A 26203-nucleotide genomic window follows, 5' to 3' on the forward strand; every position below is an offset into this window, starting at 1 on the left:
TTTTATTTACCATTCGATATATGTTTTTCTATATCCATTAAAAGGTCGAAAATCTTTTTCTTCGTAATAATCTTTTGAAGTAGAAGAAGCTAACAACTCCATTCTTGTTTCTGGATATTGGTCGTGTACATATTTTAACAATTTTGTACCAAGTCCCTTTTGACGATGGTCCTTTTTGATTAGAAGTTCTGCTATAAATGTAGAAATCTTTGTATCTGTCACTCCACGTATGTACCCAATTACTTGTTCCCCGTCCAATAACAAAAAAGCAATCGAGGAAGATTGAAATGCCTCCAAGAGATCATTTCGTTTATGAACTAAGTTCGTCCATCCTTCTTCTTCACACATGGTGATAATTTGATCAAAATACTTAGAGTGAAATGGTACTATCTGCATAAAATCGCAACCTCTCTTTCTACCAATATCTTTTTTAGTATACTAAATTCAGACAAAAAAGAATGTGCAATTGTTCCTGCACATTCCTACTTAGAAATGTCTTCAAATTCAAATGGTATGCCTTGTTCTACTATGTATGTTCGAACTCTAGATCCATCTTTATTCCAATCATTATTTGTTTTAAAAATAATTACATCATCTTTTGTAACAATTTCTAATCGAAGACTAGTACCATCTTCAACAATTTGAGTAACTGACTCTACATTCTCCCATGGAATTAGTTTTTGGTTTAAGACTATACCATCCCAGTTAAAAACCGTAGAATGTATCATAGAAAAGTAGATACAAAGCACACCAATTCCTGCAATAATTAGACCAATTGATTTCATTGCCTTCTTTAAAAACAACACCATAATGGCTATTCCTACTACTATAATGACGGTACCTGCTGCAAAATAAAAGTACGCATTTGGATTAGTACTAAATAATAAGTAGTTTTCTGGCTTGATAAACATATCTTGGTACATCATGACAGCAATTAATCCAAATGGAAAACTCAAAATTACGGAAATTATCCCAGCAATGAGTATCCCAATTCCGTAATCATGAACATTATCATGTGAAATGGCTAACAAATTCTCTCCCCCTTTTGCTAAACTCTTTTTCATATTTTCTATTATATACCAGTCTTATAGTTATTTCTAAAAATTTTTGTTAGAAAAAGGTAAAAATAATTTAATCCCTCTTCTGTTTGGTGGAATATATTTTGAATCTAATAGTAAATGACTTGCATAGGCAATTACGAGCGTAACCATTAGTTGTTCTACTGCTAACCATAACTCTAAATAAACAGATATTATTCCCCAAAATGCTAAACCAAGGATGCTATGTGTGTAGGAGCGATGAGGTAATAGGGATCCAATTAAAATAAATACTCCTAAATAGATTATTGCATTTAGCTGAGTGTATATACCTATACCTGCTAACAAACTACCCGCTCCTGACACAAAGTATTTTTTTGGTATTACAGGTGGAACGGCAATTAGACCAATAACAATTGGTATGAGCATGTAGGCATTCCACGATAATTCTCCTAAAAACCACATGATACCGAGACAAATAGCAGCTAAAGTGCATACAGAGCACATCAGCTTTTTCCCTGCTGCTAATTTATTTGCTAAAATCCCTTGTGTATCGATGTCTGGCATTAATGCAGCCACAATACCAGCACTAGCTAAGAAAAAGGTAGTTTCTGTGGGTACATTTGATGCGATTCCTATTGATACTCCTACCGTTCCCCCTACTACTGCATGTGTTGTTCCATTCATGTTGTTCACTCCCTAGTAAAAATAGATGTATCTTCCTATGTTACTAAAAAAAACTTGTCAGAACATACATTCTGAAGTAATTAGGTAAAATAGCTTAGAAGCATCCATCTGGTTACAACAAATCGTTCACAGTTTCTCAACGAATCGTTCATAATGTTGTAAAGGTAATAAGGTGTAGTTCTTATGGTAAGATAGTAACTATAAGGAAGAAAGGGATGATCGGATTGAAAAAATAAATGCCATTTTAACAACAGCATTACTCTTCTTCGTACTTACTGTACCTACTTTTGCTCATACAGCTCTGGACACATCGGATCCAGCAGCAGACAGTATAGTGGAAACGGAAAAAACAACGTATAGAATAACCTTTACAGGTGGAATCGAACGCACTAGTACCTTTTCTATTGTGGATGAATCTGGTATGGAAATGCCATTAGAAACAACTGTAGAGGAACAGGCAATTCAAGGAGAATTAGAGCAACCATTATCAAACGGTGAATATACGTTGAAATGGCAAATAGTTGCCTCAGATGGCCATTTACAAGAAGGAGAAATTCCTTTTACGGTGGCACTACCTGAAACAACGCAAGAATTAGAAGAAACAGATAAACCAGAAGACACAGATGTGACAGAAACTATTCCAGCTGAAGAACCACAAGTAGAAAACGAAGAAGTAGAGTATTCCTCTACACCTTTATTAATAGCAATTGGTGTTGCAGTAGTTGTAATCGCTGGGCTATTAATTTTCGCACTCAGAAAGAAATAATATGATAAGTATTGTTGCAAAACTTTTCACGTATGGGTTTTTGTCGTTTCTAGCTGGATATTACGTACTTTCGTTTATCTCGGAAGATAAGAAACCGACCTTAGTTCTTCAAAAGAAGTGGGCTCTCTTAGCGATAGCAGGATTAATCCTATCTAGTACTGGTCCATTGTTGGATTTAATTATTGCATTAACACCAAACTTTGGGTTTCAAACAGCTGTAACAGCCGTTTTATTTGAAATTCAAGTAGGGCAAACATGGTGGGTTTTAGTTATCTTCGCCTTGTTCTTGCTTAGTTGGACTGCTATCAGTAAGAGTAAAAGTGATTATTTCATCGCATTAGTTCTCTTTTTTGGAACTATCTTTTCTCTAACCATTAGCGGCCATCCTAATTCTATGGCTAATATCTATGGGAGTATTTATCACACTCTACACTATGTTGGCGTAGTTGGATGGATTGGTGTTTTAGGATTAGTGTCTTGGTTTGCTAAAGACACTAATAATTGGAGCGCTTTTTTAAAATGGTATTCCCCTACTGCATCAGGATCTTTTGTTCTAACGGTTGGTACTGGAATTGCCATGATGATTAGTATAGTTCCTTTAAACCAATATGCAGACTCTATCGTTACACCATATGGTTCAGCTATGCTTTTAAAACATTTATCCATAATACCTTTATTGTATTACGCATTTATAAATGGGCCTTTAACAAAAAGGTGGTTAAAGAAGAATTCTGAATTACCAGTACTAAAGTCTATTAAAATTGAATTTGTAGTGGTTACCTTTATTCTGCTAGCTACAAGCGTGATGAGTACTAGTTCTCCTCCTCATGAAGTGAACGATATTAAGGATAATCTAATCCCGTGGGCTTCCTTTTTCCAAGTTGAAAACATTCAACTTGAGTGGAACATTATTAGTAGTATTTACGGTGTTTTAGCAGCAATACTGTTTATTGCAAGTGTTATTGCTCTCCTAAAAAGAAACAGAGCAATTGCATCTATTCTCTTAAGTGTAATGGGCGTTATATCTGGTTACATTTCACTTTTATTTGCAATTTGAATACACGTTAAAAAGGTTAGGTCTTTCGTGCCTAACCTTTTTTCGTTAAATAAATAGAAAATTAACCATATTAGAACATTTCACTTTTGTATTGTCATGACGTCAGACCTCTGCTAGAATTCAAAACATTACATTTGAACGAACACCTTATATAAATGTGGAAATATGGTCCACAAGTCTCTACCTGGCTACCGTAAATGGCTAGACTATAAGGAAAGTTTATTAGGTATTTAGTATACCTTTCTACTCTTTCCTTTTAGTTTAGGAAAGAGTTTTTTTTGCGTGATGCAACAACTCGGCGTTGACCACGTGATGTGGTCTGTACTTAACCGAGTATCCTTACCTAATTGCACTCTAAATCATGTTATTTTAGGTCTGAGATAAATTGCTTACAAAAACTTTCTCTACAGGTCTGACGTTTAACAACTATAAGGTTCGTCAATTCCTAAGGAGGAATTTACTTGAACATTCTTACAGGTATTTTGTCACTAGCAGTAATCATTGGTCTTGCATGGCTTTTAAGTAGTAATCGTAAAATGGTGAAATGGCATACTATTCTAGTCGGTTTGGTATTAGAAGGCGTTTTTGTCTACACCATGCTGAATGTTTCCATTGGACAAATGATCTTAAGTAAAACGGCTTTTGTTATTCAACGTGTGATTGATTATAGTTCAGCCGGTATTAATTTTGTATTTGGTCCCCTATTTGAAAATACGGAGATTAATTTTTTATTTGCTATCAACGTATTAGGTGCTTTAATCTTTATTTCAGCTTTAATCTCTGCTCTTTATCACATCCGTCTATTACCTTTTATCGTAAAGATACTTGGTACGATTGTAGGTAAACTTCTTAAAACATCAAAAGTAGAGTCATTTAGTGCAGTAGGAAACACCTTTTTAGGAGTTGCAGAAGCACCTTTATTGGTTAAACCTTATTTGGACCGTATGACGAGATCGGAAACATTTGCAATCATGGTAGGAGGAACAGCTTCTGCTAGTGGTGCAATTTTAGTTGGATACGTTAGTATGGGTATTGACTTAAACTACTTGTTAATTTCTATTTTTAGTGTACCTTTTGTGTCATTAATTATTACAAAATTACTAGAACCAGAAACAGAGACATCAGTATTAAATGATGATGTTCAAATGGAGAAATCTAGTCATGTTAACGTTTTTGAAGCAATATCTGACGGCGCAGTAAATGGAGTTAAATTAGCTGCTAATATCGGTGGATTACTAATCGCTTTCATTAGTGTTATTGCCCTTGTAAATGGTGTACTTGGATTTATCAACACTGATTTAGCTACTATTTTTGGTTATGTATTTTATCCTTTTGCTATTCTTATTGGAATTCCTTTCTCTGATGCATTTGAAGCAGCTTCTCTAATTGGAACAAAACTCGCTTCCAATGAATTTTTAGCTTATGCTTCCTTACAAGAAATGATGAAAGACTTGTCACCACAAACTATTGCAATAATGTCTGTTGCTCTTTGTAATTTTGCTAACCTATCTTCTATTGGTCAACTAATTGTAGGTCTTGGCTCATTAGCGCCAAATAAACAACCTTTAGTGGCTAAATTAGGGTTGAAAGCAATTGTGGGTGGTACGTTAGCAAGTTTTATTACCGCAATTTTTGTTTCTATGTTTATTTAAATTTTTCGCGAGAGCTCGTTACCAACGGGCTCTATTTTGTTGTTTTTCGTCTATTTTTGTAGAGTTTAGTCTTATATGTCAACTAAATTATAAAACAAGTTGACATATAGTGATCCCTTCTATTAATCTATAATTAATCTATATTACTAGGGGGATTTTGGGATGAAATTGAAAGCAATTGATCTTACTTTGTGTGCGATGTTTGCAGCACTAATGGCAATTGGTGCGAATGTTACTTCTTTTTTAGTAGTAGGTGGGGTACCTATTACGTTGACAACGTTCTTTTGTATATTAGCAGGGCTTATTTTAGGAAGTAGACTTGGCGCTCTTTCTATGTTGGTCTATGCTTTGGTCGGTTTTGTAGGAGCGCCTGTTTTCGCAGGTTTTACTGGCGGACCTTCTATCTTTATCAAACCGACTTTTGGATTTATCCTATCGTATATTTTGGTAGCTTATGTAGTTGGGAAAATGGTAGAACGCAACAATTCTAAGACAACAATATTTGTCGCCGCTTTTGTTGGATTTATCATAAATTATGTTTTCGGAACAAATTGGATGTATGCGGCATATGTCCTATGGGCTGCAGCACCAGAAGGGTTCACTTACAAAATGGCATGGGCGTGGATGGTGGTGCCACTTCCAAAAGATATTTTGTTAGCTGCTTTTGCAGCGGTACTAGCACCTAGACTTACTAGAACACTTTCTTATACTAGTAGCACTATGAATAAAAAGACTGCTGCTTAACGAAAAAAGCATGGAACGATACTCTGTTGAGTGTGTTCCATGCTTTTTTATTGTTCTAAGTAATGTCGATCTACTACAACAATCACTTTGTCATCGATACAAGATGGTTTTAGGGAGAAGGTTAATACCTTTTTCCCTTTCACACGAAATACTTCTCTCCCATTTTTCCTATCTGTGTACTTCTTTACGAAAGCATCCATTTCATTTGGATCAATTTTTAGATAGTCTAACATCCGAAAAACTTCATTTCTTTTAACTTCATTTTTTTTATCTGTAATTATAGCGGTTGTTGCCATTTTCTTCACTCCCGTACCTTTCACTTACTGACATTTTACCATTTACAAGAGTGAAATATTGTTAAAAATGTGACAATTATCGGACTTTTTAACCAATTCATTCTAATTAGAATAATGAAACTTCAATTTATGCATAGTATAGATTTACTCCTACAATGCCTATAATCGTAAATAAATACAATGTTAATGCTAACTTCTTATTTTGTTTATTAGTATCCTTTTTAAATAAGATCCCTACATATTGCAGAGTAACGATGATAAAAACAATAATAGAAAGTGTTAAAATACTCATTTCTATCTACCTCCTAGAAAAACGTATGCTAGCTATGCCTTCATCATTATAAGTCATTTGGTATGCTTAAGCACGATGTTCTTTAGAATGGAAATACTGCTTTAATCCTTCTCCTAGAAGATTAAATGAAATAATAGCTATGACCATAAATGTTGTCGACCATAGTGGGATCCACAGCGCATCAAACATACTTAGGGTAATCTTTTCTAATGCTACAGGCCAGTTTAATGACGTATTGTAAAAATAAAAACTTCCATCCTCCTGTTGCTTTGCTACATGCGTGATAAAAATACCAACAAAACCCAATTGTGCTAATAATAACATGGACCTACTTATATCAAAAACAAACTGGACTAACAATGCTGCTCTAGTGGGTTTTAAATAATATCGTAAAAACAGAAAAAAAGGACTTGTTCCAACGACGATTCCTGCTTGTACATACTCTTTTTCCTTTATCTGTTCAAACGTGTTACAGGAAGTCATCGCAATTTTCCCAACTTCCACTACCACCATTATGCCAATCATCCACCAAAAACGCTTTGGAGAAAAAACAATGTATGGTAAAAACGCTAGGATCATTACAAGAAAAAAGGACGGTATGTAGGAAAATAATTGATTCCAAAAACCTAAAAATGATTTAAAGTGCTTTTTCTGACTTGCTAAAAAACCTAATGGAACGCCAAGTAAAAAGCGAAGAACTGCTACCGTTAAAACAATAAGCAATGTCTCTTTTGTCCCCATTATTAACACACTAAGTAAATCTCTTCCCACTCGGTCCGTCCCAATTGGATAATCCTCTGAGGCTGGTAATGGAGGTACTAGCATACTGCCATCTTCTAGCTTAATATATAACTGTTTCTCTAAGTCTGGCTGTACAAATGGTAATAGTGGCGCGAAAATAGAAATGCATAGCAACAGAGAAACAGAAATAATTCCAATCCAAAGAATAATAGATTGTTTATTCCACATGCATCTCTCCTCCTCTTTCTACATAATAAGTAGAGCTACGGAAAGATGGTATGATCCATTCCTTCATCAATAAGTAATAGACGGTACTAATAAACCACGTCATCACTACCATGATGCAGAAGAATGCAAGTAAATATCCGATTACTAAAAAAGATTCATTTCTCGCGATCGTTTCCATTAAATGATATCCTGCTCCGTTATAATTAGATAACATTTCAATTATTGGTAAACTTGATAAAATCATGGAACATACAGCCACGCTATGAACGGTGATGGTCCTTAATGTATTTCGCAACATATGGCGGGAAATTACCCATCTCTCTTTTGTTCCTTTTGCTCTAGCAGTCCTAGTATAGTCTTGCTTAGACTCTCTCCCTAGCTCTTCCATTACTACTTTAGCTAAATAACTAATAGGAAAAATACATAAAGCAAATACAGGTAAAATAGCGTTATACCAAGATTCGTGCCCATATAGATCTAAAAAACTCCACCCGTTTGTATATAGTTGCAATAGGATGACTTGAAGCCCAATAAATATAAAAAAGTCAGGTAAAGAATACAAAATTGTCGATAAAATTTTTCGTGTGATGGAAGGTGCTCTTTGCCCTACCCATCTGTATATTCCTACTCCGAGCAACATTCCTACACATAAGCTTAGTAACAAAGCAGGGATAATAATGCTTAAGCTACGTTTTACATAAAACAAAACAGATTGCACTACTGTAGTACCCACACTTGTGGTTCCTAGTCCTTCTAAAGAAAACAAGCGAATCCACCAATTCTTCCATTCTTCACTATAAACACTCCATGAAATATCCCACACCAACTGGTAGTTTACGACATTTGGAGTAATGGCTAAAGGTAAAAGTGCAATCGTCACAATGGACAGTAATACTACAACATAAATAACTAATTGACGAAAAACCGCATGTATCATAAGTGTTCCTACGGCTCCTTTCATTTCCTTAATATTCCTTTATGATACACTATTTTAGTTTGAATGTTTATAATTTTCGTAAAATAATTAACCTAAAAAAACCACAAATGAACGATATGTCCATTTGTGGTTCACGTGGCAGAAATAGTTTAGCGTACTTGCCCATTCCCACGCATTTTAAATTTAATCGTTGTCATTTCAGGTAATCCCATAGGTCCTCTCGCATGTAATTTTTGCGTAGAGATACCAATCTCTGCTCCAAAACCAAGGGCACTACCGTCTGTAAATCTAGTAGAAGCGTTGTGATACAACGCAGCAGCATCGACAAGTGCCATAAATCGCTCAGCAGAAGACCCATCTTCGGTTACGATTGCCTCTGAATGCTTGGTACCATATTTCTCAATATGATCAACTGCTTCATCAAGAGAAGAAACTACTTTCACAGCAATAGCTTTTCGTAAATATTCATTAGACCAGTCTTCTTCACCAGCTGGTAGGACATCAGTTAGTACTTTCATTGCCTTTTGGTCTCCATAAAGCTCAATATCATTTTGATCCAACATAGTTTGTAAATCTTCTTTATGCTGTTCTAACCATTTTTCGTGAACAATTAACGTCTCCGCTGCATTACACACTGCAGGTCGATCTGTTTTTGCATTTTTAACAATAGATAGCGCTTTTGTCACATCAGCGAACTCATCTACATAGATATGACAGTTTCCTACCCCAGTCTCTAATACAGGTACTGTCGCATTTTGGACGACCGTTTGAATCAACTTGCCACCACCACGCGGGATAAGAACGTCCACATAATCGTTCATCGTAAACAGTTCTTGTGTAGCAGAACGATCCGTTGTATTAATGAACTGAACAGCATCTTTTGGAATGTCTGTCTCCTCTAACGCTTCGTGTAGGACAGCTACAATCGCTCTATTTGAATGAATAGCGGATGAACCACCTTTTAACACAATAGCATTACCGGATTTCAATGCAATACCAGTAGCATCAACAGTTACGTTTGGTCTTGCTTCATAAATCATCCCAATAACACCTAATGGTACGGTAACCTTCTCGACATCTAAACCATTATCTAAGGTCCAGTTGGAGACAACATTTCCTACTGGATCTGTTAAATTAGTTAAATCCTCTAATCCTTTTGCCATACCTTCGATGCGTTCTGATGTTAATGCTAGACGGTCTAATAACGCTTGATCATATCCTTTTTCTTTTCCAGCTACTAAATCTTTCTCGTTTTCACGTAAAATTTCTACTTCCATATCACGAATCTTTTTTGCCATTGCTTTTAAAGCAGTATTTTTTTGTTCTGTAGTAACTAAACTTAATTCCTTTGATGCTTTCTTGGCTTCTTTTGCTAATTCTTTTACACTAATCATTGTCTTACTAATGGTTATCGTCTCCTTTATTAATCGTTATTTTATCCTGTAATACTAACGGACATATCCTGGTGACAGACAAGTTCATCACGCACCATAATCGGCTCCTCTTGTGCAATATCTTTTCCTGCCAAGGATTCCGAATCAATCATAATAACACCTAGACCTATCTCTTCTTGATTAGGAGTAAAGATACGTACAACATCACCTTTTTTAAATCGACCTTCAAAATGAATAATTTCTTTTGCGTAAATTGGTGTTTCTTTTTCTTTTAATGTGTGTTCACCAATTTCATTAACAACCACTGTCCCTTGAGGACCTGAGTTAAATGCAATCCAGCGTTTTTTCTGGTTTAAATTAATTATTTCTTCTTCTGAATCAAAGTAAGTTCCTTTTGCATCACCATTTACAGCATCGAGTAAGATATTTGGTGTTCCAGCTTTTCCTAAGAAGGAAGGAATGCCAGATGCCATCGCAATCTTGAAAGCATCAATTTTGGATTTCATTCCACCAGTTCCAACCGAACTTCCCGCTGTACCAGCACTCGCTTCAATTTCTTCCGTAATTTCCGTCACTTTTTCTACTAACGTAGCCTCTGGATTAACCATTGGATTATCTGTATATAATCCGTCTATATCTGAAAGGATGATTAACTGATCTGCGTCTACTAGAGCAGCAACCTTTGCAGAAAGCGTATCATTATCACCAAATCGTAAACGATCGATAGTTACCGTGTCATTTTCATTAACGATAGGAATGATTCCTCGTTCCATTAACACGTGTAACGTATTACGCGCATTTCCGTAACGTTTTTCATCTGAAAAATCACTACGTGTAATTAATATTTGTGATGCTACATAGCCGTGAGACATGAATAACTCTGAATACGCCTCCATTAACAGTCCTTGGCCAATTGACGCAGCGGCTTGTTTCTCTGGTAGTGAATCAGGTCTTGTTAAGCAACCTAGTTTACGATAGCCAGCAGCTACTGCTCCTGAAGACACTAAGATAACCTCATGTCCTTCGTCTTTTAATTGAGCAATTTCATCTGTTAAGCGCTCTAACTTCCTTCTGCTAACTTCTCCATGTAGGCTTGTTAATGAACTACTTCCAATTTTAATTACAATGCGCTTATTGGTATTGTCACTCACAGTAATTTCCATCTCCTAACTTACGATGTTTTCTTCAATAGTTGTGCTAATTGTTGTTGTATTTCTTCCGATCTAGAAGCGGCCCCTAAAATCGCTTCTTGAATTGCCTTTCCTCCGCCGTTTTGGTGTAATGCCTCCAAACCTGCTGCAGTTGTTCCATTTGGGGAGGTTACTTTTTTTCGTAATTCGGTTGGGGAATCGGATCCTTGTAACACCATTTGTGCAGCTCCAAGGATTGTTTGAGCACATAATTCTTGAACAAGTTCGTCATCCCAGCCGGCTTCTTCTCCAACTTTCTGCATATTTTCCATCATATAATAGAAATAAGCAGGTCCACTTCCAGCAATACCTGTAAATAGGTCCATTTGATCTTCTTTTATGGTAAATACTTTTCCCATCGTTAACAGGACTTCTTCTATTTCTAATTCCTGTTCTGCCGTTACACTTGTTCCCACACTCATAGCAGTGGCTGATTCACCGATGCCACTAGATGTATTAGGCATTACTCTAACTACTGGCTGCCCTTTTGGTAATCGTGATTCCATAAATTCTAATGAAATACCTGCCATGACTGAAGCAACAACCGTACCTTTTGAAAGATGTGGTCGAATGGATAAAAGTACATTTTCTGCATCTTTTGGTTTCATTGCTAAAAATAATACGGTTAAAGGTTTATAAGGAAATTTTTCTCTTTTGGCAGTTCTAAGTCCGTAACGTTCTTCTAACTCTGATAGTCTTTCAGCGTTTTGTCTGTTTGTAACGATGATCTGATTGGGACTTATTTGTTTGGAAGTAATCATTCCTTTCATCATCGCTTCTGCCATATTACCTGCACCTAAAAAACCGATTGTTTGTTTTATAATTGTTCTCTCCTCCGTTTTCCCGTTCGTTTTGTTCAACGCTAATAATCGTAACATGTATGGTGAATTTTTTTGGTCACAATTCCCAGATAGTTAGAATTTACTCCATATAGTTAGTGAAAGCGTTATCATTTATAGATAAACTCCCGAGAGAGCTTCTGAGAGCAAATAATTCGTGATTATCGGTGTATATGGAGATTGGGACGAGTTATGTAGGGGTGAATGTGTGCTTGTCCGTGGAGCCGTGGGGAATCTTTCTGGATCTAGGTGGTAAGTCCGAGGAGTCTCGTGGTTTCTGCCTGGTGTCATGCGGCAAGTGGGAGAAGCCGCGCGTTTTCCTCTTGGTTCCATGCGGCAAGTCCGTGAAGCCGTGTGTTTTCCTCTTGGTTCCATGCGGCAAGTCTGTGAAGTCGCGCGTTTTCCTCTTGGTACTATGCGGCAAGTCCGTGAAGCCGCACGTTTTTCTCCTGTTGTCATGCGGCAAGTCGCGGAAGCCGCGTGTTTTCCTCTTGGCGTCATGCTGCAAGTCTGTGAAGCCGTGTGTTTTCTTCCTGTCTCCATGCGGCAAGTCCGTGAAGCCGCACGTTTTCCTCTTGGTTCCATGCGGTAAGTCGCGGAAGCCGCGTGTTTTCCTCTTGGCGTCATGCTGCAAGTCTGTGAAGCCGTGTGTTTTTTTCCTGTCTCCATGCGGCAAGTCCGTGAAGCCGCACGTTTTCCTCTTGGTTCCATGCGGCAAGTCTGTGAAGCCGCACGTTTTCCTCTTGGTACCATGCGGCAAGTACGTGAAGCCGTGTGTATTCCTCTTGGCGTCATGCGGCAAGTCCGCGGAGCAACATATTCTCTTTCTAAGGATTTATTGTATATTTTATAATCTATGAAGAATCTTGACAGTAAGTCGATGACTAGTTTGAAGAGCTAGAGGGGTTTTCCAATAATAATTCCAATTAACTGAATGAAAATGATAAAATATAATCAATCTACGTAACTTCTTATGTAAACACATAAATAGAAAGCAGGTGATGACATGCATAAAAGATTAGTGTGTTTCGGTGATAGTTTAACTGCACGTAAAGAAGGATATGAAGAGCCGTTATTAACCTCCATGCTAGCTGACCATTTTGAACAGTGGTACATTATAAATTCTGGCGTCCCTGGTAATACTTCTTCTCAAGCTTTAGCTAGAATAAAAAAAGATGTGTTGGCACATAAACCAGATATAGTGACTATTTTACTTGGGTCCAATGATGCCGGGTTGCATAAATTAGTACCTCTTTTAACATACAGAAGAAATTTAGAGAAAATGATTCGTCAAATTGGACCGGAGCAAGTAGTACTTATTTCTCCTCCACCAGTTGATGAATGCAAACAAAATAAACGTACTAATCAAGTAATGGTTTTATATGCTCAAACAGCAAAGCTAGTAGCAACTCAATACCAAGTACCATTTATTGATTTCTTTCATTATTTATATTTTCATAAGAATTGTTCTTCTCTATTAAAAGGGGTTGCGGATGATGGTTTACACTTTGGAGAAGGTACCTACGAATTATTGTGTGAACTTATTATAGATGCTATTGAAGATAAGTTCCTGTAAATGGAATAATTATGATTTTTAGGTACTGAAATAGCGTCATTTGTGCTGTGTGAAGATTGGTGTATTTGTAGGGACCTTATTCATACTCAGATACCTTACTTACATTTATTTATATCTCCCCTAATTATACTTATGTATAGATAGACCTGTTAAAACTCACTATTCATGTGTGTTGACAAGCGCAATTTAGGAGAGATAGTAATGAAGAAACTTTCTTCTTATAGCTTTTTCTTGTTAGTTGCTATGTCTTGTTTGTTATTTCTATATATAAAGACGAGCATTGTATTATTCTTATGGGCTACTTATGAAGTGCTACTTTCTAATAGTGTGTTTTTTATTCTTACCAAACACCTGGCCCAAGAGATAAAACGGAAAAGTAAGGTTGCTTCTACCATTCTTCTAGGAATGGTTTTTTTGTTTTAAATGTACATAAATCATTTCTGGATCTCCGTCGTCTAAATGATCAATTACTCCACTTATAATGAACCCTTCTTTTTGGAAGACAGATTGCATTTTTTTGTTAGATTCATTTGTAGAAGAAAAGACTTTTTCTGCATTTATCATTACTAGTACACTTCTTAGCAATTTTCCAGCTAATCCTTTTCCTTGATATAATGGATCAACCATAACTAGAGATACAAAGGGATATTCGAAAAAAGAGTTGTCATATAGTATAAATCCAGCAATCTGCTTTTCTAAGGTAATATGAATACACCTGTTTTCTAGAATGGCTTGAAGTATATTCTCTGCACGTGATGTAGTGCCAATAATCTTTTCATCTATGGCAAGAATCTCTTTAAATTCTCGCTTGGTAGATAACATTGTTTCCATTTAAAGTCCTCCAAAAGTGAAATTAAAGATAGCGCAAGTACCTCTCTGGACTCTGCAAAAAATCTCTAATAATTGTCACATGTTCTAATTCTTGATAAGATTTTTTAACTAATCGATCTTCTTCTAATAAAAAAATTTCCGCACCTGGTATAGCCATTAATATAGGGGAGTGCGTAGCAATTAGAAATTGTCCGTTTTCTTCAACCATATTTTTAATCATAGAGATCAACGTCAACTGTTTTACTGGAGATAAAGGTCCCTCAGGCTCATCTAAAACATACAATCCGTTTGGTTGAAATCTCGAATGAAACAAATCTAAAAAGCTTTCGCCATGAGAACGATACTCCAACCCTTCTCCATAAAAATGTTTTAAATCATGTAACTGTCTAGCATGAGGTAAGATTTCTAATTGGCTTCGATCTTGTTCTTTTATTTCTGCTATAGCTTCTTGTGCTTCTCTTTTCATCTCTTCTAATCTCTTTATGTAATGGGAGAATTCATTTGCTCGAAAATAAAATCCTTTTTTTGTTCTAGCAGACCACGTAAGTGATAAAGCTTGTCCTAAACTAGTTGAATCCGCCTCTTTCTCTCCGACCGTAATACATTGTGCAGCGTTTGCGATACCAGATAAAAAAGTAGATTTTCCTGTTCCATTATCTCCTACAAAGATAGTCACAGGTTTAGTAATAGAAAGCTCAGAGAAGTTTTCTATTAGTGGTAAATTGAAAGGGAAGCAACCATGGTTAGATAGAGATTTTTTTGATATTTTCTTTAAATGGAGAGACATATTTATCTTTCACTCCTTATCCTTCTCACTTCATTCTATGTAAATAAATAGTAGCACAAAGCTTCAAAATTGTAAGTGTTTTAGATAATTGCTAGACTATATAAAAAAGTATTTGCACCTTACACATCTCAACTAATAAGGAGACCTATTGTGACTTTCATTACTTTTTCAAACCTAAACTTAACATGGATGAATACCCCTAAAAGTTGGTCGATTGACGAGAACACAAAACAATTGGTGATTAAGCCAGAAGATGAAACAGATTATTGGCAACGAACTCATTATGACTTTCAACATGATAATGGGCATTTTCTCTTCCAAGAACAACATGGTCCCTTTCAATTAAAGACAAAAGTTCATTTGCATCCACTTCATCAGTATGATCAAGCAGGATTGTATATCCGTTTTGATGCAGATAATTGGGTCAAGGCTTCTATTGAATTTATGACAGAAGGAGAAAATAAACTTGGAGCTGTTGTAACAAAGCAAGGCTTTTCAGATTGGTCCACACAACCAATTGGAGACGATGTTACATCTATTTCTTTTCGATTATCTTATATCGATCCAGTTTGTTACATTGACTATTCTTTAGATGAAATAAATTGGTATCAAATTCGAATTGGTCATCTGCCAATGGTTCCAAAAACTGTCCCAAAAGTGGGATTATACGCTTGCAGTCCTATCAAAGCAGGATTCTCTGCAGCATTTGATTATTTAGAAATTCACTCTATCTCTGACGACAGAACAAAAGTATATGGATAAGAAAAAGCACCCTTAAGGCGGTGCTTTTTTCTCTTTTCATCATTTCCACTTAATCCCACAACCAAGGGATGGCTTTTGGTCTTGAGGCACTTCTCGTCCTTCTAAAACAGCATCTAAAGCCGCACGTAAGTCTTCACCTGTTACCGGTATATCGTTGCCAGGTCTAGACCCATCAAGTTGCCCTCTGTATACACAGCGTTTCTCTCCATTAAATACGTAGAAATCGGGAGTACACGCTGCATCATAAGCTTTAGCAATTTCTTGCGTTTCATCAAACAAATATGGGTAAGTTAACCCCCATTCATTCACCATTTTCACCATATTATCCGGAGAATCAGCTGGATAATTTTCTATGTCATTTGAATTTATCGCAATAAATGACACACCTTTTTCTCCATACTCTTTCCCTATTTTTGATAGCTCTTCTGCTACATGAATAACAAACGGACAATGATTACAAATGAACATAACGACAGTTGCTGTAGAAGATGATAGTTCTTCAAAAGAACGCATCTTTCCACTAGCTGGTTCTATCAATGAAAAATCAGGTGCTAGTTTACCTAATGGGAACATTTTTGATTCTGTTCTTGCCATTTTTTCAACAATCCTTTCTAAACTATGATTTCCTTTAGTATAATATAAAGACAGAATTGTCACAAAACATTAGGACTTTGGAGGTACACAATGGAGTGGTTTTGGGCGGATAAAGGTAATCCTTTTTCATTTGGAAGTTTATCGCATCTCATCATGATTTTTCTACTCTTCACGATAGCAGCTATTATGATATTTTCACGCAATTCATTACGAAATAATAATAATCGAAAAATAGAAATCTTCCTAGGAATAACACTTCTTACGGTAGAATGGGGTTACTATTGGTGGTTACTACAAACTGGGTATTGGAGCGTTTCTACTTCTTTACCTTTAGAACTGTGTAGCATTACCTTATACACTTGTATCTTGTTTCTTTTAACTGGCTGGAAACCTGCTGGTACTTTTCTTTATTACGCAGGTATTGCAGGTGCTTTACAAGCTGTTCTAACACCGGTCTTATTTATCGGCTTTCCGCACTTTCGTTTTTTCCATTTTTTCTATATTCATATGGCTATCATCTTAGTAGCTATTTATGCAGTTGTAGTAAAAGACATCGTTCCAACATTCCGTAACGCTGTTATCTCGTTTTCTACTTTATTAGTTTTGGCTTGTATCATTATTTTTATCAATCGATCTACAGGTGGAAATTATATGTTCCTTCAAAGGAAACCGTCTACCGCTTCCCTTTTAGATGTACTAGGACCATACCCTTACTATGTTTTTTCATTAAGTGCCCTAGCTTTAGGGATTTTTCTTGGCTTAGCAGGACTATATAAATTGTTACAGAAAGGAAACGTTCATGTCGGTGAAAACTAATGGTAGTTCACCGATTATTTTGTTTCCAGAGACAAGAGAATTAGTAAAGAACATACAAAAGAAAACTGAGACAAATAATCGCAACAATGTTACAAGAACTGCTGCTTACTTATCCTTCTTTCATGCGAACCCTGAAGTGCATTGGGCTTTTTTAGCGCATATGGTTTCACGCAATGGCGGCTATCAAATGACGGATTTGAAGGGAGATATATTACCTTCCGTATTATCTTCCAAAGAAATTGACCTAACTTTCTCTTTATTAGAAACCGCTAATGCTTGGATTTTTAAAGACGCATATCCACAATTACTGATGTGGGAATTCTGTAAAAAAAAGAAAGAAGACTTGTTTCCTCTTCTTTCTCTTTTTTCAGTTAGTAAATTTATGATAGAAAAGTGGCAACAAGCGTTTCAGCAAGAAATCTTTCCATCTATGTTTATGACGTGCTCCTTAATAATAAATGAACAAAAAATGTTGCAAACACGACTGCTTGATCAATCCTCTTCTTATGTAGACCTTTTTCATTCTCTTAAATATCGATTTCAAGAAAAAATGGGTTGGACAGACATTGTTTTTCCGAAAAAGACGTTCTGGAAGAATTCTTTGTATGGGATAAGTATCGATTCTTTTTTAGATGATAGAAGTAGGATTCAAACAGGTTTTTCCTTGTACAAATTACTATTCCAATCAAATGATAAAGTTGCTAGCTATCTATCATTTGCAACCAATCAACCTCATACCGCTTCTAGGCAAGACTATTGGCCATTTCATTTTTCTAGTAACAGGCAAAAAAACAACAGAATCTTTAGTCCGTCGTTAAAACATGCATGGGAAGATCGCTCGATACGTCCTATGCCTACACAAGACTGGTATATTCCAAAAGAAGAATTGCTAATCAAAGATTTTTACGAAGCTTATACGATTTCAAAAAATGGTTTTAACAGAAGCCGCATGCATAAAAGTGCATGGAAGAAAAAAGATTGGCTTACATCCTATCTACAATATAAGAGAAAAAACGCTCCTAATGAATAGGGGCGTTTTTTGACCTTAATTTTTCAAATCTACCTTCATAACCTTAGCCATAATGTTTGGTAGATCCGTATTTTCTAGTAGTCCATGAAACTTGTTAGATTTTGGACCAAATGCATATACTGGTAAATCAGTACCTGTATGAGCAGTACTTGTCCATCCGATTAACGCACGATCAGAAACTACTTCATTAATAGCAATCGCCGTTTTTTCAGCAGATTTAATCTTAGCAACTTCTTCCTCTGTTAAATCAAGAGAAGTATATTCTTTCACTACTTCCTTTAGGTTACTCCTATCATCATTTAGCTTTGTTACCATATAGTCTCCAGTAGCTTTTACATCATGAAGGATATCAATATTTAGATCATACTGTCCGTTCGAACCTACAGACATACCTCCTGTTTCATGGTCACCAGCCACTACTACTAAAGTGTTTCCATCTTTCTTTGCATACTCAATTGCTGCTTCTACCGCTTCATCAAAAGCTTTTGTATCGTTCATCGCCCAAGCAGCATCGTGTGCATGTCCAGCCCAATCAATTTGTGAACCTTCTACCATTAAGAAGAAACCATCTTTATCTTGTTCTAATGCACCAATAGCTGCAGTTGTCATCTCAGATAAACTAGGTTCTTCCGTTTCACTACGATGCATTTCTGGAGACATTGGTCCCTCGGCAAATAAACCAAGTAATTTTCCGCCTTGTGCATTCAATAATTCCTCTTTATTTGTAATATATTCATAGCCATCATTTTTTGCTTTAGAAATTAGATCTCCTTCTGGTTGTTTCCCGCCGGCTTCTTCACTTGTGAAGTAGTCGCGGCCTCCACCAAGAAGAACATCTACACCATTTTGGAAGTATTGGGGTGCAATACCAGCTTCGTTACTTCTTGCATTTACACTTGCACCGAATACAGCTGGAGTTGCGTGAGTAATTCTAGAAGTTGCTACTAGACCTGTTGCTTTCTTTCCACGTTCTGCAGCATCTAAAATAGAATCTACTTCTTCTCCATCAGGTGTTACTCCCACCATACCATTATTCGTTTTAACACCTGTCGCCATAGCTGTACCAGCAGCAGCTGAATCTGTTACTTCTGTATCTGCTGAATAAGTTTTCATTAATCCTTTTACATGAGGATCAAAAGAGGAATCTTCTCCATTAAACCAGCGATAGTTGGTCGCATAACTAGCATCAAATCCATCAGGAATCATATAGATAACATTTTTAACTTTTCCATTCTTGAATTGCTCATCTGAATTTTTCTTTGCTCCTGCGGTAGTCTCATTCATTCCTACATATGCACCTGACACAACGATAGAGCTTACTAATGCAACACTAGCCATTTTCTTTAACATTTTTATTCCTCCTATCAATTACTTGCTTGAACATACTTTAACAAGTTTTTGTTAATAGAAGATAAATAGAAGATTAAAGGTTGATGACGAATGTTCTATCAAAAGTACCATGAAAGAATATCCATTCTAGTTAGTTAGTTTCGTTTTTTTATATTCAAGAGGGAATTAGATGTATTTTACCTAACAAGTTCGTTACAGATGTAAATCTGTTTGTGCAAAATCATATATGTATCAATAGTTTAATTGATTTACATACTTGTAACGAATTTTACATCTATAAACTTCAAAAGTTCCTCATAAAAAAACAAAGGGTTTTACTTCCCTTTGCTTGTTCTTACTTTTATTTTTCTAACACCTGAATAAATTCTCTCATATAGTCAGGAAGGTCTGGCGGGCGTCGACTAGAGATAATATGACCATCTACTACAACTGGTTCATCTACCCACTCCGCACCTGCATTCATCATGTCATGCTTAATACCTGGCGTACTTGTTACTTTCTTGCCTCTTAATACATCAGCAGATATTAACACCCAACCCGCATGGCAAATTTGGCCGATTGGCTTTTGTTTTTTGTCCATATGTTTAACAAAGTTTAACACTTCATCATATCTTCTTAACTTATCGGGAGACCATCCACCTGGAACTAAAAGTGCGTCGAACTCTTCAATTGTTACTTTGGAGAAAGAAACATCACTTTGAATTGGCACACCATATTTACCTATGTATGTCTTTTGCCCTTCTTCTCCAGCTATGATTACGGAAGCACCTTCTTCTCTTAAACGCAGCACAGGATACCACAGTTCCAAATCTTCAAAATCATCACTCACTATCTGCAATATCTTTTTACCTTCTAATCGCATTATTTTTCCTCCTTCTTGTCGTAAGCATATACATACATACTATTCCCATAGTTGTCCTTACCCTAAACATCCTATTTTACGTATGCTAGAATAATAGGGAAGAAATGGGGGAAGAAGTATGTCAGCAGTATATCAAAAAAGAAAATACATCCTTTTTATCGTGTACATCTGTCTCTTCATGGTTTCTGTCTTTTTTTATCAAGGACCATGGTATGAACTTATTTTAACTTTTGCTCAAGTCGTCTTAGTTCCAATTATAACACTTCAAATCATTCGTTCACATAAGTTAACACCATATTGGATCATTGCTTCTATAATAGGAGTGCTATCCGTCACTTGTCTCTCTGTTACCTCCTCTACATCATTAGATCTAGTCTTTGCTGGCGTATATTTACTATATACAACCGTCACAGCTCTAATTGGATTAGAGAGGCTACTCTCACGTGGCAATCGGTACATAGAAGAAGGAATAATCGATTGGGCATTTATCTATTTGCCAATCGGTGGTATGTGGTATTTCGCGCATGTTGGAGAAATTCAAACAGGCTTCTCCCCTATCATTACTTGGATGACAAGTATTCACTTTCACTATGCCGCATTCTTGCTTCTCATATTTACAGGATTAGTTGGTAGAGTACACAAAACAATGGTTTACAAAATTGCTGCAACCTTTATAGGACTAGCTCCAATCTGGGTAGCGATAGGTATTAGTGTTTCCAGGTTATTAGAACTGTTTTCCGTAATGTTTTATCTAATAGGAATTGGCTTTTTGTTTACGCATATTTTAAAAACTACCTTCCCTAAGAAGTATCAAAAAATGCTAGTGCTCTTCAGTATTGGTTCTTTGTTTTTCAGTCTTAGCTGGTCATTACTATACGCTGTAGCGAGAGTTGGATTTGGTACCGAAATTAGTATTGCAACAATGATTCTATTCCATGGAATAACAAATTGTCTTTGCTTCGGATTAGTAGGAATTTTATCATGGTTAGTATCCTTTCCTAGACAGAGGTTTATGTCCCCTACTTTTCAGAAGAGTCACGTTACTGGTGGCCTTCCTGTAGTTGTACCTATTGAAGCTGGATTACATCCTAGTGGATTAGTCGATGATTTCTCTACATTTAAGCTATCTAATTGTCCTGATGTAATAAAAGACTTTTATGAAAACACTTCACAATATTCTTTGTTCTCTTCTGTTAGGTGGAATTATTTGTTTTACCCTCTAGCACTTTGTTGGCATGTGATATCAAAGAAGTTTCAACAGCTTCATTTGCCAGTAATTTCAACGAGACAAGAAATGACTGGAGAAATCTCATCCGTTTCTAAACAGTTGGATGGAAGAGAAAAACCTAGAGTTTGGAGTAGAGCAATTAAAGGGGAAAAAATATTCCAAGCTATTTATTCTATTTATGAAGATAATGCTGGAGTTAATTATATGAGCATCTCCTTACCTCTCCCATTTTGCACGATGATGGGGATACTTTCCGTTCACTCAGAAGATCTACGTGAATCTATTAAGATAACTAGTTCCTCAGACGATCAAACGGGTGTATATCTTTTCGTTAAAGGATATAGAGTTACTTTACCTCTTTCTGAGAACTTTCTAATTAGAAAAGTTGATGAACAATCACTTAAAGCAATTCATCACATGAAAATTTTCGGGCTGCCATTCTTGACCATTCATTATGATATTTATAAAAAGTAAAAGGAAGCGGCTGATGGTCGCTTCCTTTTACTTTAGAAGTGGAATTGCTCTATTCTGTTCTCAGTAGCGGAAACTTTCCTTTAGGAGAGAATAGCACGCCCATAAAACTCAGTCTTCCTGCTTTGTTACTCTAACAGTAGCCATACCCGGATTAGCATAAGCAGGAAGCGTATTTTCCTCTACCTCTTCTGCATTTGCTCCATAGAAGTAACGTTCAATGGCCATGTTAGCTTCTGTCTGTTCTACATCTATCGGAGAACTCATACCACCTACTAACTGTGAATGGCGTTGAGAATCAATCTTTGGCTCTACTGCACCGCTATGTAGTTCCTGTTCCAATTTTACATTTGCTTCTGCCGCTTCTTGCTGTTGCATCTCTTTTTCATTCATAGATTTTCCCTCCTAAGCTTGTCTTAGGATTATCTTTTACTTAAACCGCCTGCTTATCCAAAAAAGGCCATAAAAAAACAAGGAAAGCAAATGCCTTCCTTGTCCCATAAAGAATTACTTCTTCATGTTGTATTTCTCTAAGAAGCGGTCTACGCGGCCACCTTTGTCCGCGAACTTTTGACGTCCAGTGTAGAATGGATGAGTGTCAGAAGTTACCTCTACTTTAATTAGAGGGTAAGTAGTACCATCTTCCCAATCGATTGTTTCTGCAGTATGCATAGTTGAACCAGTGATGAATTTGAAACCACTGTTTGTATCCATGAATACTACTTTACGGTAGTTAGGATGAATTCCTGCTTTCATGTTGTTTTCCTCCTTTCTTCAAGAAAATAATATAAGTAAGCACGAGCTTACCTAGTCGTTTAGAAAAGTATTACTTCGTTTCGCGGTGAAGAGTCACACGCTTAAGGCGTGGGCTGTACTTTTTAAGCTCTAAACGGTCTGGGTTGTTACGCTTGTTCTTTTTAGTGATATAGTTACGGTCACCCGTTTCAGTGCATTGTAACGTGATATTAACGCGCATAGTTCTGCCTCCTTCTTTGTAAAAACCGAAATCATTCACGAATTGGATTGTATAAAATTTCGGGACTACTGTCAAGTATTTTTTCTGTATAGCGGAATGTAATAGTGGAAAGGGTTCAATTCAATTCGAAGCCCCATCTAAGTGCTTTTTTATCAAAAAACATATTTAGGCCGTCATATGTATATATAACAGGTAATTTCCTATTTAATGGCACATCAGTAGGACGCCAAATTGTAACGGTTCATTATTCAACTGTCCATGGTAATGAGTACTTCTTCTCTGTATACACTACTTTCACTCCCTTCATACATTATACCATAAAGTTGGCTAATAAAAATTAGTTATTTGCTATATTAAAGTTACTTTTTGGAGAGATTTTGAAGTTTTAACAACTCCCGTAATAGTTCTGGATATATGAGACATCATAGTAGGGGAGGTGTTATCTGTGCAAAATCCTTTAGAGGCCATTTGGAGTACATTAAAAACCAAATTTGACGGAGAACCAGAGACAGATCTGCATGTCGGAGAAGTAATGGCACTTTGGACTATTTATACCATGATGTGTGAAGCAATTGCTTTTTACGGTGTGTTTTTAAATACGACGACAGATAAAGATCTAATTAATGCTATTCAATCAGCACATATTGAAACAGAACGTGGTATTAACACACTAAAAGACTTTTTCAAACGAGAAGGTATTCCTCTTCCTCCTGTGAGTCAAGAAAAGCCTGATAGTGAATCAAAAGATGTACCAATTGGGGTTCGATTCACAGATGAAGAAATAGCTAATTTCCTTAGCGTTAAAACAGCAACGTATATTTCTTTTGCGGGGACTTCACTTGCACAATGCATCCGCATGGATGTAGGCTATTTCTTCTCAGATCTATTAAGCAACACGTTAACCTATAACATTAAATTGAAGAAAACCCTGATTCAAAAAGGGTGGCTAAAAGTTCCTCCTGCGTGGGGCCAAAAACTATGAAGGAATTAGCAAAAACAAACCCCCATCAACTACATGACGGGGGTTGTTCTTGGTCCTTGTAAAATCGTTAAATGAACAGTGGAACTATGAAATTACTCGACTTGGGTTATGAACTACTTCTAATAATCTTGATGCCTCACTCATAGACGATTGACATAGTGGGCATAATGGTTCAGCCTCGGATGTAAAATTATCGCGAATCCAACCATTGCAATCAGGAGAAGCACATTCCCAAATTTTTGTTTCTTCTTTCACGACCTCTTCCTGTGGTTTACGGTTATACATGTAGGACCTCCTAAGCTTCCGTGCCGACCACCAGTTCAACTAAATCCAACTAGTTATCATTCAACTGAGGCGCAGGAATTAATTGGGTATTTAATTAATAATACCGAAATTTGTCGTCAAAGTCAAATTTCACAATCCTTACACCTAGTAGTATATGCACGAAACCCTCTGTTATGACAATGTAGAAGCCCTTTTTTCTAAAATAAAATCCGTATGCACATATTCCGTTCCAAAGTAGTTTTGTAGATTGTTTACATTCATATCATCAAGTTGAACAATAGTTTGTTCATGTGAATAAAAGGAGATAGTAAAATCTCTCTGCAATTTTTCTAAAAACATATCCACATTGACGCCAGATTTTTGAATGTAATAACTATCAAATTCCATAAAACCAATAACATTATCCATCCTACGAAGAATCCGTTCCATTCCTTTTATGACATACGCTTCAAAGCCTTCTACATCGATTTTAAACAGAAGCCTGTCGCTTTCCTGAACGGATTGTTCTAATAAATCATCAACAGAGATTGTTTGAACGGTTGTCGCCTCAACCATCTTATGTTGAGGTTCATGTGATGCAGATGACGTTCCAGACCAATGTGTATCAACGTAAAAAATTTGCTCTCCTTTAGAACGGTCTGATGCAAATGCTTGAATAATGTTCATTTGCTCTCGGTTTGGATGTTGTTCTTTCGACTGAATTATATAAGGAAGTAATTTTTCATTTGCTTCTATTCCATAAATAGACGTACTTTTGTCATAGACTGTAGAAAAAATACATTCCCCGTAATTTACTCCTATGTCTAGCACAATTGTAGGCTTAAATTCTTCTACCGTTTTTACCCAAAATGCCGTAAGAGATTCTTGCGTTACACCATCTTTTAATAGAATTGCTTTCCCGCGATTTTCAGCAGCATTGACAAATATTCCTTGTCCAGTTGGCAAGGTTACTTTAGATGGTAATTTAGTTGAATTGATCGTTTTATATTTCAAAAATACTCCAAAGTCAATAATTATTTTCCAGATTCTTGGATGTCTCTCCCACATTCTTGAGAATATGGGTTTTCGTAAAACAGCCTTCATAGGCATGTGTATAATCCTCCTTGGGTAATGAACTAATATGATTGTTCGCCAATTATACCAAATCAATGTAAATAGGTTGTTAAGAAATTATGTTATTATTATGCAGAAATAGTGTATTCTGCTTCTCTATTTTGTTATAATCAGCTAAATCATTAAAGGAGGAGTTTATGATGAAAAAAGTAGAACAAGCCACGTTTGCAGGTGGATGTTTTTGGTGTATGGTAAAGCCTTTTGATGAACTTCCTGGTATAGAAGGAATCGTTTCAGGATATATGGGAGGTTCGTCGGAAAACGTTTCGTATAAAGAAGTGAAAACAGGAGAAACAGGTCATTTAGAAGTGGTGCAAATTACGTTTGATCCAGCAGTTTTTCCATATCAACAATTATTAGATTTATATTGGCCACAAATTGATCCTACGGACGACGAAGGACAATTCCAAGATAGAGGCAGCCAATACAGAACAGCCATCTTCTATCACACAGAAGAACAACGTGAGTTAGCAGAAAAAAGCAAGCAGGCAATCGCAGACAGCGGAAGATTTAAAGACCCAATTGTGACAGAAGTTCGCCCTGCGTTGGCATTTATTCCTGCTGAAGACTATCATCAAGATTTTTATAAGAAGAATCCTAAGGAATATAAAGAAGATCGAGCAAAGTCTGGTCGTGACGAGTTTATTGAAGCAAACTGGAAGTAAGATAAATCACCACAA

The 26203-nt window shown here is 36.3% G+C and carries 32 protein-coding genes and 1 riboswitch; of the genes, 12 read left to right on the plus strand and 20 right to left on the minus strand.

Going from position 1 to position 26203, the window contains the following annotated elements:
* Nucleotides 1-6 precede the first annotated feature (6 nt).
* From G8O30_RS05760 to G8O30_RS05770, 3 genes are all read right to left on the minus strand, one after another.
* Nucleotides 7-396 carry a GNAT family N-acetyltransferase gene (locus G8O30_RS05760; RefSeq protein ID WP_239674024.1) on the minus strand — a complete coding sequence of 130 codons (390 nt, stop codon included), beginning with the start codon at nt 394-396 and terminating at the stop codon, nt 7-9.
* An 86-nt stretch (nt 397-482) separates the two neighbouring features.
* The gene (locus tag G8O30_RS05765) at nt 483-1031 is read right to left on the minus strand and encodes a hypothetical protein (protein WP_239674025.1); all 549 of its coding nucleotides are present in this window, start codon (nt 1029-1031) and stop codon (nt 483-485) included.
* A 66-nt stretch (nt 1032-1097) separates the two neighbouring features.
* Nucleotides 1098-1724, minus strand: coding sequence for a metal-dependent hydrolase (locus tag G8O30_RS05770; RefSeq protein ID WP_239674026.1), 627 nt, complete (start codon nt 1722-1724; stop codon nt 1098-1100).
* A gap of 301 nt (nt 1725-2025) precedes the next feature.
* Here G8O30_RS05770 and G8O30_RS05775 point away from each other — a divergent pair, with 301 nt between their 5' ends.
* From G8O30_RS05775 to G8O30_RS05790, 4 genes are all read left to right on the plus strand, one after another.
* Nucleotides 2026-2490, plus strand: coding sequence for a copper resistance CopC family protein (locus tag G8O30_RS05775; RefSeq protein ID WP_275576537.1), 465 nt, complete (start codon nt 2026-2028; stop codon nt 2488-2490).
* A gap of 1 nt (nt 2491) precedes the next feature.
* Complete coding sequence (locus G8O30_RS05780) at nt 2492-3547, plus strand: copper resistance D family protein (RefSeq protein WP_239674028.1); 1056 nt, start codon at nt 2492-2494, stop codon at nt 3545-3547.
* A 127-nt stretch (nt 3548-3674) separates the two neighbouring features.
* Nucleotides 3675-3776: riboswitch (purine riboswitch) on the plus strand.
* A 232-nt stretch (nt 3777-4008) separates the two neighbouring features.
* Nucleotides 4009-5199, plus strand: coding sequence for a NupC/NupG family nucleoside CNT transporter (locus G8O30_RS05785; RefSeq protein ID WP_239674029.1), 1191 nt, complete (start codon nt 4009-4011; stop codon nt 5197-5199).
* A gap of 162 nt (nt 5200-5361) precedes the next feature.
* Nucleotides 5362-5943 (plus strand): biotin transporter BioY, encoded by a 582-nt coding sequence (locus G8O30_RS05790; protein WP_239674030.1) that lies wholly within the window; start codon nt 5362-5364, stop codon nt 5941-5943.
* Nucleotides 5944-5990: 47 nt separating this feature from the next.
* On the opposite strand, the gene G8O30_RS05795 is transcribed toward G8O30_RS05790, so the two are convergent.
* The 7 genes from G8O30_RS05795 to proC all read right to left on the minus strand — a co-directional run bounded on the left by G8O30_RS05795 (nt 5991) and on the right by proC (nt 11899).
* Nucleotides 5991-6239 (minus strand): hypothetical protein, encoded by a 249-nt coding sequence (locus G8O30_RS05795; RefSeq protein ID WP_239674031.1) that lies wholly within the window; start codon nt 6237-6239, stop codon nt 5991-5993.
* A gap of 127 nt (nt 6240-6366) precedes the next feature.
* Nucleotides 6367-6531 (minus strand): hypothetical protein, encoded by a 165-nt coding sequence (locus G8O30_RS05800; protein WP_239674032.1) that lies wholly within the window; start codon nt 6529-6531, stop codon nt 6367-6369.
* 66 nt (nt 6532-6597) lie between these two features.
* Nucleotides 6598-7500 (minus strand): ABC transporter permease, encoded by a 903-nt coding sequence (locus tag G8O30_RS05805; protein WP_239674033.1) that lies wholly within the window; start codon nt 7498-7500, stop codon nt 6598-6600.
* Nucleotides 7490-8461, minus strand: coding sequence for an ABC transporter permease subunit (locus G8O30_RS05810; protein WP_239674034.1), 972 nt, complete (start codon nt 8459-8461; stop codon nt 7490-7492). Before G8O30_RS05810 ends, G8O30_RS05805 begins: the two co-directional genes overlap by 11 nt.
* A 125-nt stretch (nt 8462-8586) precedes the next feature.
* The gene (locus G8O30_RS05815) at nt 8587-9831 is read right to left on the minus strand and encodes a glutamate-5-semialdehyde dehydrogenase (protein ID WP_239674035.1); all 1245 of its coding nucleotides are present in this window, start codon (nt 9829-9831) and stop codon (nt 8587-8589) included.
* 41 nt (nt 9832-9872) lie between these two features.
* Complete coding sequence (proB, locus tag G8O30_RS05820) at nt 9873-10982, minus strand: glutamate 5-kinase (protein ID WP_239674036.1); 1110 nt, start codon at nt 10980-10982, stop codon at nt 9873-9875.
* A 20-nt stretch (nt 10983-11002) separates the two neighbouring features.
* Entirely contained in the window at nt 11003-11899 is an 897-nt protein-coding gene (proC, locus tag G8O30_RS05825; protein ID WP_239674037.1) for a pyrroline-5-carboxylate reductase, read from the minus strand.
* A 967-nt stretch (nt 11900-12866) separates the two neighbouring features.
* On the opposite strand from proC, the gene G8O30_RS05830 reads away from it, so the two are divergent.
* Nucleotides 12867-13436, plus strand: coding sequence for a GDSL-type esterase/lipase family protein (locus G8O30_RS05830; RefSeq protein WP_239674038.1), 570 nt, complete (start codon nt 12867-12869; stop codon nt 13434-13436).
* A gap of 201 nt (nt 13437-13637) precedes the next feature.
* The gene (locus G8O30_RS05835) at nt 13638-13859 is read left to right on the plus strand and encodes a hypothetical protein (RefSeq protein WP_239674039.1); all 222 of its coding nucleotides are present in this window, start codon (nt 13638-13640) and stop codon (nt 13857-13859) included.
* Here G8O30_RS05835 and G8O30_RS05840 read toward each other — a convergent pair.
* Together G8O30_RS05840 and G8O30_RS05845 are read right to left on the minus strand one after the other, a co-directional pair.
* Entirely contained in the window at nt 13836-14267 is a 432-nt protein-coding gene (locus tag G8O30_RS05840) for a GNAT family N-acetyltransferase (protein WP_239674040.1), read from the minus strand. The two genes, G8O30_RS05835 and G8O30_RS05840, sit on opposite strands and share 24 nt — an antisense overlap.
* A 22-nt stretch (nt 14268-14289) precedes the next feature.
* Nucleotides 14290-15054 (minus strand): AAA family ATPase, encoded by a 765-nt coding sequence (locus G8O30_RS05845; RefSeq protein ID WP_239674041.1) that lies wholly within the window; start codon nt 15052-15054, stop codon nt 14290-14292.
* Nucleotides 15055-15204: 150 nt separating this feature from the next.
* On the opposite strand from G8O30_RS05845, the gene G8O30_RS05850 reads away from it, so the two are divergent.
* Nucleotides 15205-15816: a DUF1349 domain-containing protein gene (locus tag G8O30_RS05850; RefSeq protein WP_239674042.1), complete on the plus strand. Its 612-nt coding sequence runs from the start codon at nt 15205-15207 to the stop codon at nt 15814-15816.
* A 39-nt stretch (nt 15817-15855) separates the two neighbouring features.
* Here the strand turns inward: G8O30_RS05850 and G8O30_RS05855 are convergent, their stop codons facing one another.
* A complete protein-coding gene (locus G8O30_RS05855; RefSeq protein ID WP_239674043.1) occupies nt 15856-16410 on the minus strand; it encodes a thioredoxin family protein in 555 nt (184 codons plus the stop codon).
* Nucleotides 16411-16500: 90 nt separating this feature from the next.
* Here G8O30_RS05855 and G8O30_RS05860 point away from each other — a divergent pair, with 90 nt between their 5' ends.
* Entirely contained in the window at nt 16501-17226 is a 726-nt protein-coding gene (locus G8O30_RS05860; protein ID WP_239674044.1) for a YwaF family protein, read from the plus strand.
* On the plus strand, nt 17210-18256 hold the full coding sequence (locus G8O30_RS05865) for a DUF2515 family protein (RefSeq protein WP_239674045.1): 1047 nt from the start codon (nt 17210-17212) through the stop codon (nt 18254-18256). The genes G8O30_RS05860 and G8O30_RS05865 overlap by 17 nt, the downstream gene beginning before the upstream one ends.
* A gap of 15 nt (nt 18257-18271) precedes the next feature.
* On the opposite strand, the gene G8O30_RS05870 is transcribed toward G8O30_RS05865, so the two are convergent.
* Together G8O30_RS05870 and G8O30_RS05875 are read right to left on the minus strand one after the other, a co-directional pair.
* On the minus strand, nt 18272-19606 hold the full coding sequence (locus G8O30_RS05870) for an alkaline phosphatase (protein ID WP_239674046.1): 1335 nt from the start codon (nt 19604-19606) through the stop codon (nt 18272-18274).
* Between the two features lie 340 nt (nt 19607-19946).
* The gene (locus G8O30_RS05875) at nt 19947-20468 is read right to left on the minus strand and encodes a type 1 glutamine amidotransferase domain-containing protein (RefSeq protein WP_239674047.1); all 522 of its coding nucleotides are present in this window, start codon (nt 20466-20468) and stop codon (nt 19947-19949) included.
* A 118-nt stretch (nt 20469-20586) separates the two neighbouring features.
* Here G8O30_RS05875 and G8O30_RS05880 point away from each other — a divergent pair, with 118 nt between their 5' ends.
* The gene (locus G8O30_RS05880; protein ID WP_239674048.1) at nt 20587-22170 is read left to right on the plus strand and encodes a YndJ family protein; all 1584 of its coding nucleotides are present in this window, start codon (nt 20587-20589) and stop codon (nt 22168-22170) included.
* Nucleotides 22171-22278: 108 nt separating this feature from the next.
* Here the strand turns inward: G8O30_RS05880 and G8O30_RS05885 are convergent, their stop codons facing one another.
* From G8O30_RS05885 to rpmG, 3 genes are all read right to left on the minus strand, one after another.
* On the minus strand, nt 22279-22560 hold the full coding sequence (locus G8O30_RS05885; RefSeq protein WP_239674049.1) for a hypothetical protein: 282 nt from the start codon (nt 22558-22560) through the stop codon (nt 22279-22281).
* 114 nt (nt 22561-22674) lie between these two features.
* Nucleotides 22675-22923 carry a type B 50S ribosomal protein L31 gene (locus G8O30_RS05890; protein ID WP_239674050.1) on the minus strand — a complete coding sequence of 83 codons (249 nt, stop codon included), beginning with the start codon at nt 22921-22923 and terminating at the stop codon, nt 22675-22677.
* A 70-nt stretch (nt 22924-22993) separates the two neighbouring features.
* Nucleotides 22994-23143, minus strand: coding sequence for a 50S ribosomal protein L33 (gene rpmG, locus G8O30_RS05895; RefSeq protein WP_239674051.1), 150 nt, complete (start codon nt 23141-23143; stop codon nt 22994-22996).
* 445 nt (nt 23144-23588) lie between these two features.
* On the opposite strand from rpmG, the gene G8O30_RS05900 reads away from it, so the two are divergent.
* Entirely contained in the window at nt 23589-24125 is a 537-nt protein-coding gene (locus tag G8O30_RS05900; RefSeq protein WP_239674052.1) for a DUF3231 family protein, read from the plus strand.
* Nucleotides 24126-24209: 84 nt separating this feature from the next.
* Here G8O30_RS05900 and G8O30_RS05905 read toward each other — a convergent pair whose 3' ends face one another.
* Together G8O30_RS05905 and G8O30_RS05910 are read right to left on the minus strand one after the other, a co-directional pair.
* Nucleotides 24210-24410, minus strand: coding sequence for a cold-shock protein (locus G8O30_RS05905; RefSeq protein WP_239674053.1), 201 nt, complete (start codon nt 24408-24410; stop codon nt 24210-24212).
* A gap of 171 nt (nt 24411-24581) precedes the next feature.
* Nucleotides 24582-25499, minus strand: a complete 918-nt coding sequence (locus G8O30_RS05910; protein WP_239674054.1) for an FkbM family methyltransferase — start codon at nt 25497-25499, stop codon at nt 24582-24584.
* Nucleotides 25500-25663: 164 nt separating this feature from the next.
* Here G8O30_RS05910 and msrA point away from each other — a divergent pair, with 164 nt between their 5' ends.
* Nucleotides 25664-26188 (plus strand): peptide-methionine (S)-S-oxide reductase MsrA, encoded by a 525-nt coding sequence (gene msrA / locus G8O30_RS05915; RefSeq protein WP_239674504.1) that lies wholly within the window; start codon nt 25664-25666, stop codon nt 26186-26188.
* Nucleotides 26189-26203 lie beyond the last annotated feature (15 nt).

The sequence above is a fragment of the Mangrovibacillus cuniculi genome, assembly GCF_015482585.1.
Classification (GTDB): domain Bacteria; phylum Bacillota; class Bacilli; order Bacillales; family R1DC41; genus Mangrovibacillus; species Mangrovibacillus cuniculi.